10 protein-coding genes and 1 other RNA gene are annotated in these 14,064 nt (G+C 72.3%); 10 read left to right on the top strand and 1 reads right to left on the bottom strand.

The annotated features are described in order from the left end of the window. Window positions 1-330 precede the first annotated feature (330 nt). The 3 genes from ACIBCA_RS28745 to prfB all read left to right on the top strand — a co-directional run bounded on the left by ACIBCA_RS28745 (window position 331) and on the right by prfB (window position 4,856). The gene (locus ACIBCA_RS28745) at window positions 331-2,223 is read left to right on the top strand and encodes a serine/threonine-protein kinase (protein ID WP_396285910.1); all 1,893 of its coding nucleotides are present in this window, start codon (window positions 331-333) and stop codon (window positions 2,221-2,223) included. 203 nt (window positions 2,224-2,426) lie between these two features. Beyond that, entirely contained in the window at window positions 2,427-3,695 is a 1,269-nt protein-coding gene (locus ACIBCA_RS28740; protein WP_396285909.1) for a serine/threonine-protein kinase, read from the top strand. Window positions 3,696-3,740: 45 nt separating this feature from the next. Further along, window positions 3,741-4,856 (top strand): peptide chain release factor 2, encoded by a 1,116-nt coding sequence (gene prfB / locus ACIBCA_RS28735; RefSeq protein WP_396285908.1) that lies wholly within the window; start codon window positions 3,741-3,743, stop codon window positions 4,854-4,856. 159 nt (window positions 4,857-5,015) lie between these two features. Here prfB and ACIBCA_RS28730 read toward each other — a convergent pair whose 3' ends face one another. After that, window positions 5,016-5,210, bottom strand: a complete 195-nt coding sequence (locus tag ACIBCA_RS28730; RefSeq protein ID WP_031070214.1) for a hypothetical protein — start codon at window positions 5,208-5,210, stop codon at window positions 5,016-5,018. 350 nt (window positions 5,211-5,560) lie between these two features. On the opposite strand from ACIBCA_RS28730, the gene ftsE reads away from it, so the two are divergent. The 7 genes from ftsE to ACIBCA_RS28695 all read left to right on the top strand — a co-directional run bounded on the left by ftsE (window position 5,561) and on the right by ACIBCA_RS28695 (window position 13,843). After that, window positions 5,561-6,250 (top strand): cell division ATP-binding protein FtsE, encoded by a 690-nt coding sequence (ftsE, locus tag ACIBCA_RS28725; protein ID WP_045695770.1) that lies wholly within the window; start codon window positions 5,561-5,563, stop codon window positions 6,248-6,250. 78 nt (window positions 6,251-6,328) lie between these two features. Further along, window positions 6,329-7,240: a permease-like cell division protein FtsX gene (gene ftsX / locus ACIBCA_RS28720; RefSeq protein WP_396285907.1), complete on the top strand. Its 912-nt coding sequence runs from the start codon at window positions 6,329-6,331 to the stop codon at window positions 7,238-7,240. Between the two features lie 112 nt (window positions 7,241-7,352). Beyond that, window positions 7,353-8,489 carry a S41 family peptidase gene (locus ACIBCA_RS28715; RefSeq protein WP_396285906.1) on the top strand — a complete coding sequence of 379 codons (1,137 nt, stop codon included), beginning with the start codon at window positions 7,353-7,355 and terminating at the stop codon, window positions 8,487-8,489. A 44-nt stretch (window positions 8,490-8,533) separates the two neighbouring features. Next, window positions 8,534-9,010 (top strand): SsrA-binding protein SmpB, encoded by a 477-nt coding sequence (smpB, locus tag ACIBCA_RS28710; protein WP_031070220.1) that lies wholly within the window; start codon window positions 8,534-8,536, stop codon window positions 9,008-9,010. 116 nt (window positions 9,011-9,126) lie between these two features. Next, window positions 9,127-9,508, top strand: a transfer-messenger RNA (tmRNA) gene (gene ssrA / locus ACIBCA_RS28705). Between the two features lie 153 nt (window positions 9,509-9,661). Next, complete coding sequence (locus ACIBCA_RS28700; RefSeq protein WP_396285905.1) at window positions 9,662-11,965, top strand: HelD family protein; 2,304 nt, start codon at window positions 9,662-9,664, stop codon at window positions 11,963-11,965. 405 nt (window positions 11,966-12,370) lie between these two features. Further along, window positions 12,371-13,843: an NAD-dependent malic enzyme gene (locus tag ACIBCA_RS28695; protein WP_396285904.1), complete on the top strand. Its 1,473-nt coding sequence runs from the start codon at window positions 12,371-12,373 to the stop codon at window positions 13,841-13,843. The last annotated feature ends 221 nt before the right edge of the window (window positions 13,844-14,064 follow it).

The raw sequence follows: 14,064 nt of genomic DNA, 5'->3' as shown, positions 1-14,064 counted from the left end.
TGCGGGGACCCGTTGGGCCACACGAGTGGCGAGTGTCCATCCTGCCATCCGTCACGGACGGTCCGCGCACGGTACCGGATTTGACGATCTTGCGATCATCGCCATGTTGGAGGCGACGGTGGGTCAGGTCAACCGGTGCCCGGGGAGCTCTCCGCGACCGCCTCGGGGCCTCCCCTAGGGGTTCTCCCCCAACCCTGTTCCCAAGCTCTGCCGGGCGCCTCAAAAACCCGTACGGGCACCGTTAGAGTGGCCGCAGACACGGGCCCGGCAGGCTCACCGCACCGGCGGAGGAGCGCCCCGCGCGGGCGGCACGGCGAGGAGTACGACAAGGTGCGGCCAGTCGGCAGCAAGTATCTGCTCGATGAGACCCTCGGACGGGGTGCCACGGGCACCGTCTGGCGCGGCCTGGTGCGCGCCGACGTCCAGGTGCCGGGCAGCGAGCCCGGGCAGCGGGTGGCGATCAAGGTGCTGCGCGAGGAGCTGGCGGCCGACCCGGACGTGGTGATGCGCTTCCTGCGGGAGCGCTCGCTGCTGCTGCGCCTGACCCACCCCAACATCGTCCGCGTCCGCGACCTCGTCGTCGAGGGCGAGCTGCTCGCCCTGGTGATGGACCTGGTCGATGGCCCCGACCTGGCCCGCTACCTGCGCGCCAACGGCCCGTTCAGCCCGATCGCGGGCTCCCTGCTGATGGCCCAGGTCGCGGACGCGCTGGCGGCCAGCCACGCGGACGGGATCGTCCACCGCGACCTCAAGCCGGCCAACGTACTGCTCGCCACCGCCGTGGTGGACGGCACCGAGCAGATGCACCCGCTGCTGACGGACTTCGGCATCGCCCGCCTCGCCGACTCCCCGGGCATCACCCGCACCCACGAGTTCGTCGGCACCCCCGCCTACGTCGCCCCGGAATCCGCCGAGGGCCGCCCGCAGACCTCCGCGGTGGACGTGTACGGCGCCGGGATCATGCTGTACGAGCTGGTCACCGGCCGCCAGCCGTTCCAGGGCGACGGCGCGCTCGCCGTCCTCCAGGCGCACCTGGCGCAGCAGCCGCAGCGGCCCAGCACCATGCCGGAACCGCTGTGGACGGTGATCGAGCGCTGCCTGCGCAAGGACCCGTCGCAGCGGCCGAGCGCCACCGCGCTGGCCCGCGCCCTGCGGGTGGTCGCGGCCGGGGTCGGCGTGCACGCCTCCCCGGCGGCGGTGGACGAGGCGCTCGCCGTGGGCGCCCTGCTGCTGCCGGACCCGCGGCCGACCGCCGTCCCCGGCAGCATGCCCGCCGTGCCGGCCGCGCCGTTCGGCGAGGACCGCACCCAGGTGCTGCCCGGCGGCTCCGCCCCGCAGTACGACCCGGCCGCGGCCACGCAGATGATGGGCACCCAGCCGCCGCCCGCGCCCCCGTACGGCTCCCAGGACCGTACGCAGGTGATGCCGCCCGCCGCCGTCCCGCCGCCCCCGCCCGGCGCTCCCGCGGTGCCCGGCGCGCCGCAGGAGGAGACGCCGCACCCGTGGCAGACGCAGCTGCGCGCGGCCCGCGACCGCAACCAGCAGACCCAGGTCGGCTACTTCGGGCCGGAGGACTTCGAGGACCCGCAGGTCGCCCCGGCGCCCTATCAGGCCATGCAGGGGGGCCAGCCCCAGCAGGGCGGCCACCCCGGACACCAGGGGTACCCGGGCCAGCAGCAGCCCCAGCCCCCCGGCGGCCACCGCCCCGACCCGCGCCGCCAGGGCCCGCCGCCGCCCCCCGGCTACTCCCAGCGCCCGCCCGTCGCCCCGCCGCCCTACCAAGCCGGGCAGGCGGCCCAGGCACAGGCCCAGGCGCAGACCCAGCAGGGCGCCCGCCCCCAGCCGCCCGGCGGCTACCGGCAGGCCCCCGGCGGCTACGGCCAGCCGCAGGGCGGCTACCCGCCCGCGCCCGCCCCGGCCCCCCGCCGCACCGAGCCCCCGGCCCCGCAGCATCGCGAGCCCCCGCAGCGCCGCGAGGAGCCGGAGCCCCCGCGCCGGGAGAGCGCCCCGCCGCGCGAGCGCCGTCCGCGCAGCCGCAACCGGATGTACATCCCGGGCCTCGGTTGCCTGAAGGGCTGCCTGCTGATCCTGGTGGTGCTGGTCGTGGCCGGGTTCGCGCTGTGGCACTTCACGGCGCTGCCGCAGTACTGGGACGACGTGGTGGGCTGGTTCGACACCGCCAAGGGCTGGATCGACGACGTCTTCGGCAGCTCGAAGAACTGACCTCGAGCGGGCGAGTGCCCGCCCGGACGGCAGGATTGACGCTTTGTCGACAATTCACGAGATTTCCCGCCCGAGACTGCCGTCCGGGCCCCCTCAGGCGCCCCGCAGGGGGCCCTCGGGCGCGTAGGTTGGTCGCTGTTGTCCCGCCCCACCGAGCGCGCCGGCCCGCCGGAGCGCTCCCGCGCCGCCCACGGAGCAGCACATTGGCACGCAAGATCGGCAGCCGGTACACCGTCCACCAGGTCATCGGCCGGGGCTCGGCCGGGACGGTCTGGCTCGGTGAGGGGCCGGACGGCCCGGTGGCGGTCAAGCTGCTGCGCGAGGACCTCGCCGCCGACCAGGTGCTGGTCGGGCGGTTCGTCCAGGAGCGCGCCGCGCTGACCAGCCTCGACCACCCCCGGGTGGTCGGCGTGCGCGACATGGTCGTGGACGGCGACGACCTCGCCCTGGTCATGGAGCTCGTCCAGGGCACCGACCTGCGCTCGCGCCTGGAGCGCGACGGCGCCCTGCCCCCGCAGATCGCCGCCTCCGTCATCGCCGACGTCGCGGACGGCCTCGCGGCCGCGCACGCCGCCGGGATCGTCCACCGCGACGTCAAGCCGGAGAACGTCCTGCTGGACCTCGCCACCGCCCCCGGCCCCGGCGGCGCCCCGCGCGCCAAGCTCACCGACTTCGGCGTGGCCCGGCTGGTCGACGCCCCGCGCCGCACCCGCGCCACCCGCATCATCGGCACCCCCGACTACCTCGCCCCCGAGATCATCGAGGGCCTGGAGCCGCGCGCCGCCGTCGACATCTACGCCCTCGCCACCGTGCTGTACGAGCTGCTGGCCGGCTCCACCCCCTTCGGCGGCGGCCACACCGGCGCGGTACTGCGCCGGCACGTCACCGAGCAGGTGCCGCCGATCCCGGGCCTGCCGGACGGGCTGTGGCGCATCATCTCCGAGTGCCTGGCCAAGGCCCCCGCCTCCCGGCTGCGGGCCGCCGAGCTGGCCTCCAGGCTGCGCGAGCAGCTGCCCTCCCTGGCCGGGCTGCCCGTCCTCGCCGTGCCCTCCCAGGTCCGCGCCCCGGCCGAGGAGCAGCTGACCCCCGGCGAGGCGGTCTACGCCGAGGTGGACGCCGCCCCCGGCGCCCACAAGCGCCGCCGCGGCCCCGCCGTCCCGCTGGTGCCCGGGATCGCCCCGGACTCCACCCGGGACACCCACACCAGCCTGCGCCGCCCCTCCGCCGAGGAGCTGGCCGCGTACGCCGCCGAGTCCCGGGCCCAGCGCACCGCCCCCGGCCACCGCCGGGACCGCCAGGCGCTGCTGCGCCGGCGCCGCCTGCTGGCCGTCCTGCTGGCCACCGTCCTGCTGCTGGCGGGCGCCGCCGCGGCCTGGACGGCCTTCGCCGCCACCGGCCCCGCCACGGCCCCGGGCCAGGGCCGCCCGGCCGTCCACGCGACCGCCCCGAGTGCTCCCCCGCCCCATCCGTAACGGGGGTGTCGTCATGACCACCCCCGGAACCATTACCCTGGGGGCGTGGCAGCCGTCGATCCTTCCGAAGAGCTCAAGAACCTCGATACGACCATGGGGTCGATCGAGGCCGTCCTCGACCTGGACAAGATCCGGGCCGACATCGCGGTCCTGGAGGAGGAGGCAGCCGCCCCCAGCCTGTGGGACGACGTCGCGAACGCGCAGAAGGTGACCAGCCGGCTCTCCTTCCTCCAGGGCGAACTGCGCCGCGTCGAGGGCCTGCGCGGCCGCATCGACGACCTGGTCGTCATGTTCGAGCTCGCCGAGGACGAGAACGACGCGGACACCCGCGCCGAGGCCGAGACCGAGCTCGTCTCCGTCCAGAAGGCGGTCGAGGAGCTGGAGGTCCGCACCCTCCTGTCCGGCGAGTACGACTCCCGCGAGGCGCTGATCAACATCCGCGCCGAGGCCGGTGGCGTGGACGCCGCCGACTTCGCCGAGCAGCTGATGCGCATGTACCTGCGCTGGGCCGAGCGGCACGGGTACCCGACCGAGGTGTACGACACCTCGTACGCCGAAGAGGCCGGCATCAAGTCCGCGACCTTCACGGTCAAGGCGCCGTACGCCTACGGCACCCTCTCCGTCGAGCAGGGCACCCACCGCCTGGTGCGCATCTCGCCCTTCGACAACCAGGGCCGCCGCCAGACCTCCTTCGCCGGCGTCGAGGTGCTCCCCGTCGTCGAGCAGTCCGACCACGTCGACATCGACGAGGGCGAGCTGCGCGTGGACGTCTACCGCGCCTCCGGCCCCGGCGGCCAGGGCGTCAACACCACCGACTCGGCGGTGCGCATCACGCACCTCCCGACCGGCATCGTGGTCTCCTGCCAGAACGAGCGCTCGCAGATCCAGAACAAGGCGTCCGCGATGAACGTCCTCCAGGCCAAGCTGCTCGAGCGGCGCCGCCAGGAGGAGAAGGCGGCGATGGACGCGCTCAAGGACAGCGGCAGCTCCTGGGGCAACCAGATGCGCTCGTACGTCCTGCACCCGTACCAGATGGTGAAGGACGTCCGCACCGCGTTCGAGGCCGGCAACCCGCAGGCCGTCCTGGACGGCGACATCGACGGGTTCATCGAGGCCGGAATCCGTTGGCGGAAGCAGAGGGAAACGGCCGCGCAGGCGTGAGGATTCCGGCCTCGATGAAAATCGAGCACAGCATCGAGGCCGGGATCCGCTGGCGCAAGCAGCGCGGGACCGCCGCGCAGTAAGCGGCCTCACCGGGTTCTACGTGAAAGGGGCCCCGACCGGTTCGACCGGTCGGGGCCCCTTCTCGTGCTTCGGGTCTCAGGCCAGCGCCTGCCGCGCGATCAGCGCCACCGCGAACAGGGCGGCCACCAGGGCCAGCAGCATCGCGGGGGAGAGTGCGGCGAGCGGCCCCTGCTGCTCCTGCAGCCGGGCCCGGTTGGCGCGGCACACGGGGCAACGGCCTTCGCTCACGCGGCCGTTGCAGTTGGCGCACACCAGATGGTCGCAGGTCATGCGATCTCCTCCTCGCTGCTACAGCCAACGCACCGGACGGGGCTTTGGTTCCTCGGATTGCCCTGTGCGGGGGAGCGGCCGCAGGACGGCCGCCCCCTCCACTCTGCCAGGTTCTGACCGTTCCGGCGCCCGGGCTGTGAGATGCCTCGCAATTTTCGGGGCATAACCGGGCATTCTCCCCCAGAATTCGAACGTTGTCCTCCGCCGCCCCTGCGGGCCGGCCGCCGCTTCGCGTATGGTCCCAAGCCGGGAGCGGCCCCCTGCGCTCCCGTCGCCCGCCCCCGGACCGGGCCTCCGGGGTGGACGGACCGAGGATTGGCGCCGCCTAGGATGGCCTCCGTGATGCAGCCGTGATCAGATTCGACAACGTCTCCAAGACCTATCCCAAGCAGAACCGTCCCGCCCTGGACAACGTCTCGCTGGAGATCGAGAAGGGTGAGTTCGTCTTCCTGGTCGGCTCGTCCGGCTCCGGCAAGTCCACGTTCCTGCGCCTGTGCCTGCGCGAGGAGCGCCCGTCCACGGGCGCGGTGCACGTGATGGGCAAGGACCTCGGCAAGCTGTCCAACTGGAAGGTGCCGCACATGCGCCGCCAGCTGGGCACCGTCTTCCAGGACTTCCGCCTGCTGCCGAACAAGACGGTCGCGCAGAACGTCGCCTTCGCGCTGGAGGTGATCGGCAAGCCCAAGAGCGCCATCAACAAGGTGGTGCCCGAGGTGCTGGAGCTGGTCGGACTCGGCGGCAAGGAGGACCGCATGCCCGGCGAGCTCTCCGGTGGTGAGCAGCAGCGCGTGGCCATCGCCCGTGCCTTCGTGAACCGCCCGATGCTGCTGATCGCGGACGAGCCCACCGGCAACCTCGACCCGCAGAACTCGGTCGGCATCATGAAGCTGCTCGACCGCATCAACCGCACCGGGACCACGGTCCTGATGGCCACCCACGACCAGGCGATCGTCGACCAGATGCGCAAGCGCGTCATCGAGCTCGACAAGGGGCTGCTCGTCCGCGACCAGGCCCGCGGCGTCTACGGGTACCAGCACTGACCGATCGGCGCTGACCCGTAGGGCCGCCGGCCCGAACCGCCAGACCCAGAGCAGTACCGACCCTGGAGTTGTTTCCGCATGCGTGCCCAGTTCGTCCTGTCGGAGATCGGTGTGGGTCTCCGACGCAATCTGACCATGACCATCGCGGTCGTGGTCAGCGTCGCGCTCTCCCTCGCCCTCGCCGGCTCGTCCCTCCTGGTCCGCGACCAGGTGAACTCCATGAAGGGGTACTGGTACGACAAGGTCGAGGTGAGCATCTACTTCTGCACCAAGGCGGACGCCCGGAACTCGCCCCAGTGCGACAAGGGTGCGGCCACCGACCAGCAGGTCCAGGACATCAAGGGCCAGCTGGACAAGATGGACTCGGTGGTCCAGTCCTCCACGTACGAGAGCTCCGTCGAGGCGTACAAGCACTGGAAGGAGATGAACCCGGACAACCCGCTCATCACCGTCCTGGGCCCCGACGCCATGCCGCAGTCCTGGCGGGTCAAGCTCAACGACCCGACCAAGTACGACGTCATCCAGAGCGCCTTCGCCGGCAAACCCGGCGTGAAGTCGGTCGAGGACCAGCGCAAGATCCTGGAGAACCTCTTCGGCCTGCTCAACGGCCTCCAGACGGCGGCCTTCGTGATCATGGTGCTGATGCTCTTCGTCGCCCTGCTGCTGATCGTCAACACCGTCCGGGTGTCGGCGTTCAGCAGGCGGCGCGAAACCGGCATCATGCGCCTGGTCGGCGCCTCGAACTTCTACGTGCAGATGCCGTTCATCGCGGAGGCCGCGTTCGCCGCGCTGCTCGGCGCGGTGATGGCCTCCGGACTGCTGGTCGGCGGGCACTTCTTCGTCCAGAACTGGCTGGCCGACCGCGTCCAGTTCATCCACTTCATCGGCCTCGGTTCGGTGCTGGCGGTGATTCCGCTGCTGATCGTGGTGGGTATGGGCATGGCCGGCGTCGCGGCCTTCTTCACCCTGCGCAAGTACCTCAAGGTCTGACGCGGGCGGGCTTCGCGGCCCCGGACGGCACTGCGCCGTCCGGGGCCGCCGCCGTTCCCCCGTCCGGTGTTCCGGCCCGGCGCGCGCGATGCGGTGTCTACACTCCGATGCCATGCTGCAAACTCCGCGCAGGGCACGGCAGGTGGCCACCCTCAGCCTGGTCTTCGGCGCCGTGCTGCTGGCCGGGGCCGCCACCGGCGCCTGGGGCGACGCGAACCAGCCGCCGCCGCGCCCGTCCGCCGACACGGCCCGGCCGGCCGCCGGGCCCGGCTCCGACCCGGCCGGCAGCGCGCTGTCCGAGCAGCAGGCCGAGCACCTGCTCGCGGCGGGAGGCGACCGCTGGGGGGCCTACTACAGCGCCCAGGAGTACGCCGAGTTCAGCCAGGGCCTCGACGGCCGGTACCTGGGCGTGGGCCTGTCCGTCGGCCGCGGCGAGGACGGCGTCACCGCCGTCTCCCAGGTCGCCCCGGCCGGGCCCGCGGCGCAGTCCGGCATCGCCCCCGGCGACCGGCTGCTGAGGATCGACCAGGACCAGGCCGACCGGCTGCCCGTCACCGAGGTGGTGGCCCGGCTGCGCGGCCAGGGCGCGGACCACCGGGCCGGCTCCGAGGTCCTCCTCGCCGTCCAGCGCGGCGGCGGCGAGGTGCGCGAACTGCGGCTGCGGCGCGCGCTGCTGGACAGCCAGCAGGTCGTAGCCGAGCGGCTGGACAAGGGCGAGCTGCGGATCACCGTGCGCGCCTTCACCACCGGCGTGGCCGACCAGGTCCGCGCCGCGCTGCGCGCCCCGCACGCCGGGGTGGTGCTCGATCTGCGCGGCAACTCCGGCGGGTTGCTGGACGAGGCCGCCGGCACCGCCGGGATCTTCCTGGACGGCGGCTCGGTCGGCTCCTACCAGGAGCGCGGCGAACGGCGGGAGTTGACCGCCCCGGCCGGCGGCGACCAGCGCACCCCGCTGGTGGTGCTGGTGGACGGCGGCACGATGAGCGCCGCCGAACTGCTCGCCGGAGCCCTCCAGGACCGCAGCCGCGCCGTGGTCGTCGGCTCCCGCACCTTCGGCAAGGGCACCGTCCAGCAGCCCAGCAGGCTCGCGGACGGCGCGGTGCTGGAGATGACCGTCGGCCGCTACCACACCCCGGCCGGCCGCTCCCTGGACGGCACCGGCCTGACCCCCGACGTCCAGGCCGCGGGCGGCGAGGACGCCGGGGCCCTGGCCCTGCGCGTGCTCGCGGGGCTGGGCACCCGGGCCTAAAGCAGCTGCCCGTTCCGCCGTCGAAGTGCGAGAATGACCGCGCTATGGCAAAGGAAACGGGACACAAGCTGATCGCGCAGAACAAGAAGGCGCGGCACGAGTACACGATCCTCGACACCTACGAGTGCGGCCTCGTACTCACCGGCACCGAGGTGAAGTCGCTGCGCGAGGGGCGGGCCAACCTGGTCGACGGCTACGCGTACATCCAGAACCACGAGGCGTGGATCGACAACGTCTTCATCCCCGAGTACACCCAGGGGACGTGGACCAACCACGCGGCCCGCCGCAAGCGCAAGCTGCTGCTGCACAGGATGGAGATCCACAAGATCGAGACCAAGGTCCGCGACGCGGGCCACACCCTCATCCCGCTGTCGCTGTACTTCAAGGACGGCCGGGTCAAGCTCGAACTCGCGCTCGCGGTCGGCAAGAAGCTGTACGACAAGCGCCAGACCCTGCGCGAGAAGCAGGACGTCCGCGAGACGGCACGCGCCGTGGCCGCGGCCCGGCGGCGCCAGGCGTAGTACGCGCCGGGGATGGTGCGTGGGGGTTAATCCGCTGGACCCTCGCCCGTCGCCTCGCGTACTATGGCGCAAGCAACACGGACGGTCAACGTCCGAGCTGTTTCTCAACAAAACATGGGGATGATCGGTTTCGACAGGGGATGTTGAAACAGGGGAAGCGAGCCGAGGAACGCGGCAATGATCTCGTTAACCACGTGTCGCAAAAAAATAATCGCCAACTCTAAGCGCGATTCCCAGCAGTTCGCTCTCGCTGCCTAATAAGCACCGATAGCGCTTGGGTGTCAGACCGGGGAGTTCCCGACCCGGACCCTGGCATAATCTAGGGAACTCAACCGTCCGCCCGGGCTGCGAGGGCGGATGGGAAATCAAACAGCAGCTGGGCCTGTTGGCGGCTTGTCCGTGTGACTGCCAGGGCCGAGAAAATCACAGCGGACTGCGCTCGGAGAAGCCCTGAATTAACTCCACTGGACCCGGGTTCGATTCCCGGCATCTCCACCACCCCATGTTCACACCGAAGGCCGTCCACCGCTCACGCGGGGGGCGGCCTTCGGATTTTCCGCGGCCCGGGTGAGGCGTCCGGGCCTGCTCGGGCGTAGGATCATCCGTCCGCTCGTTTTCCGGAGCCGGATTCCGTCGCTACCACCGAGGGCCATGCAGAGCAACACGGGCGCCACCCACGCCGCCGACCACGAGACCGTCAGAGAGCGCGAGATCGCGGGCGAGCAGCGACACCTCGACACCGTCTACCACCGGCTGGAGGAGAAGCTCGCCGAGGCCGAGTACATCCTCGAGGACGCCGCCAAGCGCGTCCACGTCGGTACCCCGGGCGCCCTCGCCGAGCGCGACGCCCAGGTCTACCGGGCCGGTGCGCACCTCCAGCGCCTCAACAACGAGTTCGAGGACTTCCTCTTCGGCCGGATCGACCTCCAGCGGGCGGACGCCCCGGAGGAACACGGCATCCCCTCGAACACCCCGCTCGACCCGGCCGACCCGGCCGTCGCCGAGACCCTCCACATCGGCCGCCTCGGCGTGCTCGACGCCGAGTACGGCCCGCTGGTGATCGACTGGCGCGCCCCCGCCGCCGCCCCCTTCTACCGCGCCACCCCGGTCGAGCCCGGCCGGGTGATCCGCCGCCGGGTGATCCGCTCCAAGGGCCGCAGGGTGGTCGGCGTCGAGGACGACCTGCTGCGCCCCGACCTCACTCCCACCCTGGGCGGCGAGGAGCTGGCCGTGGTCGGCGACGGCGCGCTGATGGCCTCGCTCGGCCGCGCCCGCAGCCACTCCATGCGCGACATCGTCTCCTCCATCCAGAAGGAGCAGGACGAGGTCATCCGCGCCGCCGCGGCCGGCGCCACCCTCGTCACCGGCGGCCCCGGCACCGGCAAGACCGCCGTCGCCCTGCACCGTGCCGCCTACCTTCTCTACCAGGACCGCCGCCGCTACGCCGGGGGCATCCTGGTGGTCTCGCCCACCGCGCTGCTCGTCTCCTACACCGAGGGCGTGCTGCCCTCCCTCGGCGAGGAGGGCCAGGTCGCCGTGCGCGCGGTCGGCTCCCTGGTCGACGGCATCGAGGCCGGCACCTACGACACCCCGGAGGCCGCCCGGGTCAAGGGCTCCGCCCGGATGACGCAGCTGCTGCGCCGCGCCGCGCGGGCGGCCCTGGAGCTCGGCGCCCCGCAGGAGCTCAAGGTGGTCGCCCGCGGCGAGGTGCTCAAGCTGGACGCCTCCCGCCTCAAGTCCGTCCGCGGCAACGTGATCGGCGCCGGCGGCACCCCGCTCAACCTGCTGCGCCCCCGCGCCCGCCGGCTGCTGCTGGACGCGCTCTGGCACGAGGCGGTCAAGGACCTGCCCAGGCCCACCGACCACTACGCCCGCGAGCAGCGCCAGGAGGAGAAGGAGTCCTTCGACGAGTACGTCTCGGACGAGGCGCCCTTCCTGGACTTCCTGGACGCCTGGTGGCCGGCCGTGACCCCGCGCCGGGTGCTCGGCACGCTCAAGCACCACCGCCACATCAACCGGATCGCCCGTCGCGCCGTCTCCCCGGAGGAGGCGCGGCTGCTGGCCGGCTCCTGGCGGCACCTGACCCCGGCCGGCGAGGGCGCGCTGTCCGTGCACGACGTGGCGCTGGTGGACGAGCTCAGCGTGCTGCTCGGCGAGCCGGCCCGCCCGAAGGTGCGCGAGGTGGACGCGGTCGACATGCTGTCCGGTCTGGAGGAGGTCACCACCTTCGCCGACCGCAGCTCGCGCCAGCGTGAGCGCGTGCCCGTCGAGCGCACCGAGTACGCGCACGTCATCGTGGACGAGGCCCAGGACCTCACCCCGATGCAGTGGCGGATGATCGGCCGCCGGGCCCGGATGGCCACCTGGACGATCGTCGGGGACCCTGCGCAGTCCTCCTGGCCGTTCCCGCAGGAGGCCCAGGGCGCGATGGACGAGGTGCTCTCGGGCAAGCCGCGCCGCCGCTTCACCCTGACCGTCAACTACCGCAACCCGGCCGAGATCGCCGAGGTCGCTGCCAAGGTGCTGGCCCTGGCCGCGCCCGGCACGCCGTCCCCGAGCGCGGTGCGCCACGTGGGCGTCGAGCCGCGCTTCGCGGCCGTCACCGAGCCGGGGCCGGAGGCGTTCGGCCGGGCGGCCCGGGCCGAGCTGGAGCGGCTGCTGTCCGAGGTGGACGGCACGGTCGCGGTCGTGGTGCCGATGGACCGCCGGGCCGAGGCGGCCGGCTGGGCCGAGGGCCTGGGCGAGCGCGTGGTGGCCCTGGGCAGCCTGGAGGCCAAGGGCCTGGAGTACGACGCGACGGTGGTCGCCGACCCGACCGGCATCGCCGGCGAGTCCGAGGCGGGCCTGCGGGTGCTCTACGTGGCGCTGACCCGCGCGACCCAGCGGCTGACCGTGCTCTCGGGCCCGGACGACCTGCCGGACGCCGCCGGGGTGCCCGCCCTGCTGCACGGCTGACGGACCTGCACGGCTGACGGACACCGGGACCGACGGAAGAAGGCCCCTCACCGGATCGGTGAGGGGCCTTCAGACGTTTGAACACCGACCCGCCATGCTCGCCTCGCGGCAAGTGGTCCCTCGAAGGGACGAAGGTTGGGCCCGGGGGCTTGGATCGAGCCGGTGCCTGTCCAATGTAACGCATCGGCCCGCAGAGGCAAGGAGTCGGCGGACGCGAGGCGCGGTCGAGCCGCACTGAGGCGGGTGCGCGCCCAATGCCGTCCAGGGGTTGTGGGGACCGCACACTCAATGAACGTTATTTCTGGCAACCCCTTGGTTGGTGCGACGATCGAGGTCTAGCATTTCGCAGGCGATGCCTTCAACAAAATGTTGAACCTGCGGGACGGACGGAAGAAGGAAGCGTCGATGGCGACGGTGCCCAGTGTCTCGAACTCGATCACGGTACGGCTGGAGGTCCCGGCCCGGGGCAACGCCGTCAGTGCGATCACCACGGCCGTGGAGTCCTCCGGCGGTTCGGTGACCGGTCTCGACGTCACCGCGTCCGGCCTGGAGGCCCTGCGCATCGACGTCACGGTGGCGGCCTCCTCCGTCGCGCACGGCGAGGAGATCGTCGAGAAGCTGCGCGCCATCGACGGCGTGGCCATCGGCAAGGTCTCGGACCGCACCTTCCTGATGCACCTCGGCGGCAAGATCGAGATGTCCTCCAAGCTGCCGATCCGCAACCGTGACGACCTCAGCATGATCTACACCCCGGGTGTCGCCCGGGTCTGCATGGCGATCGCCGAGAACCCCGAGGACGCCCGCCGCCTGACCATCAAGCGCAACAGCGTCGCCGTGGTCACCGACGGCTCGGCCGTGCTGGGCCTGGGCAACATCGGCCCGGCCGCCGCGCTGCCCGTCATGGAGGGCAAGGCCGCCCTGTTCAAGCGCTTCGCCGGCATCGACGCCTGGCCGATCTGCCTGGACACCCAGGACACCGACGAGATCGTGGCCATCGTCAAGGCGATCGCCCCGGGCTTCGCCGGCATCAACCTGGAGGACATCTCCGCGCCGCGCTGCTTCGAGATCGAGGCCCGGCTGCGCGAGGCCCTGGACATCCCGGTCTTCCACGACGACCAGCACGGCACCGCGATCGTGGTGCTCGCCGCCCTCACCAACGCCCTCAAGGTCGTCGGCAAGGAGATCGGCGACATCCGGGTGGTGATGTCGGGCGCCGGGGCCGCCGGCACCGCGATCCTCAAGCTGCTGCTGGCCGCCGGCGTGGAGCACGCCACCGTGGCGGACGTGCGCGGGGTGGTCCACGAGGGTCGCGAGGACCTCAACGACAGCCTGCGCTGGATCGCCGAGCACACCAACCGCTCGGGCCGCACCGGCAGCCTCAAGGAGGCCGTGGCGGGCGCGGACGTCTTCATCGGCGTCTCGGCCCCGAACGTGCTGGACGGCGACGACCTGGCCACCATGGCCGACGACGCCGTCGTCTTCGCCCTGGCCAACCCCGACCCCGAGGTCGACCCGGCCATCGCCCGCCAGACGGCCGCCGTGGTCGCCACGGGCCGCAGCGACTTCCCGAACCAGATCAACAACGTACTGGTCTTCCCGGGTGTCTTCCGGGGCCTGCTCGACGCCCAGAGCCGCACGGTCAACACCGAGATGATGATCGCCGCCGCCCGGGCGCTGGCCACCACGGTCGCCGACGACGAGCTGAACGCGAACTACATCATCCCCAGCGTCTTCCACAAGGACGTCGCCAAGACCGTCGCCTCCGCGGTGCGCGAGGCGGCCCTGGCCGGGGCCCAGGAGGCGCCCGCCCCCTCGCGCCCGACCCCGGGCATCGTCGGCACCCTGGACACCTCCGCCTTCCCGACCGTCAAGCTCTGACGGCCGGCCCCGAGGACGTGTCGTCAATCGGTCAAATGTCCGATTGACGGCCATACCCGCCCGAGCCCGCCCCGAACCCTTGCGACACAAGGGCGAGGGGCGTGTTTGGGCTTGTCAGTCCTAGGGCGTACGGTAGCCCTGCACGGGGCAGGCGTGTCCGACAATTACGGAACGTCCCCCTGGATTCCCGGCGAGTCGTCCCGACCGCCGCCCGCGCCCGG

Origin of the sequence: Kitasatospora sp. NPDC051170 (assembly GCF_044455705.1) — a bacterium.
Classification (GTDB): domain Bacteria; phylum Actinomycetota; class Actinomycetes; order Streptomycetales; family Streptomycetaceae; genus Kitasatospora.
Note: the sequence above shows the minus strand (reverse complement) of the source record. Positions and strands in the feature narration are given on the sequence as shown.

What these genes read in the sequence shown, in the direction of transcription:
- ACIBCA_RS28715 (WP_396285906.1), top strand. Translation starts at nt 7,353, where the DNA reads ATGCTGCAAACTCCGCGCAGGGCACGGCAGGTGGCCACCCTCAGCCTG.
- ACIBCA_RS28700 (WP_396285905.1), top strand. Translation starts at nt 9,662, where the DNA reads ATGCAGAGCAACACGGGCGCCACCCACGCCGCCGACCACGAGACCGTC.
- smpB (WP_031070220.1), top strand. Translation starts at nt 8,534, where the DNA reads ATGGCAAAGGAAACGGGACACAAGCTGATCGCGCAGAACAAGAAGGCG.
- ACIBCA_RS28730 (WP_031070214.1), bottom strand. Translation starts at nt 5,210, where the DNA reads ATGACCTGCGACCATCTGGTGTGCGCCAACTGCAACGGCCGCGTGAGC.
- ftsX (WP_396285907.1), top strand. Translation starts at nt 6,329, where the DNA reads ATGCGTGCCCAGTTCGTCCTGTCGGAGATCGGTGTGGGTCTCCGACGC.
- ACIBCA_RS28695 (WP_396285904.1), top strand. Translation starts at nt 12,371, where the DNA reads ATGGCGACGGTGCCCAGTGTCTCGAACTCGATCACGGTACGGCTGGAG.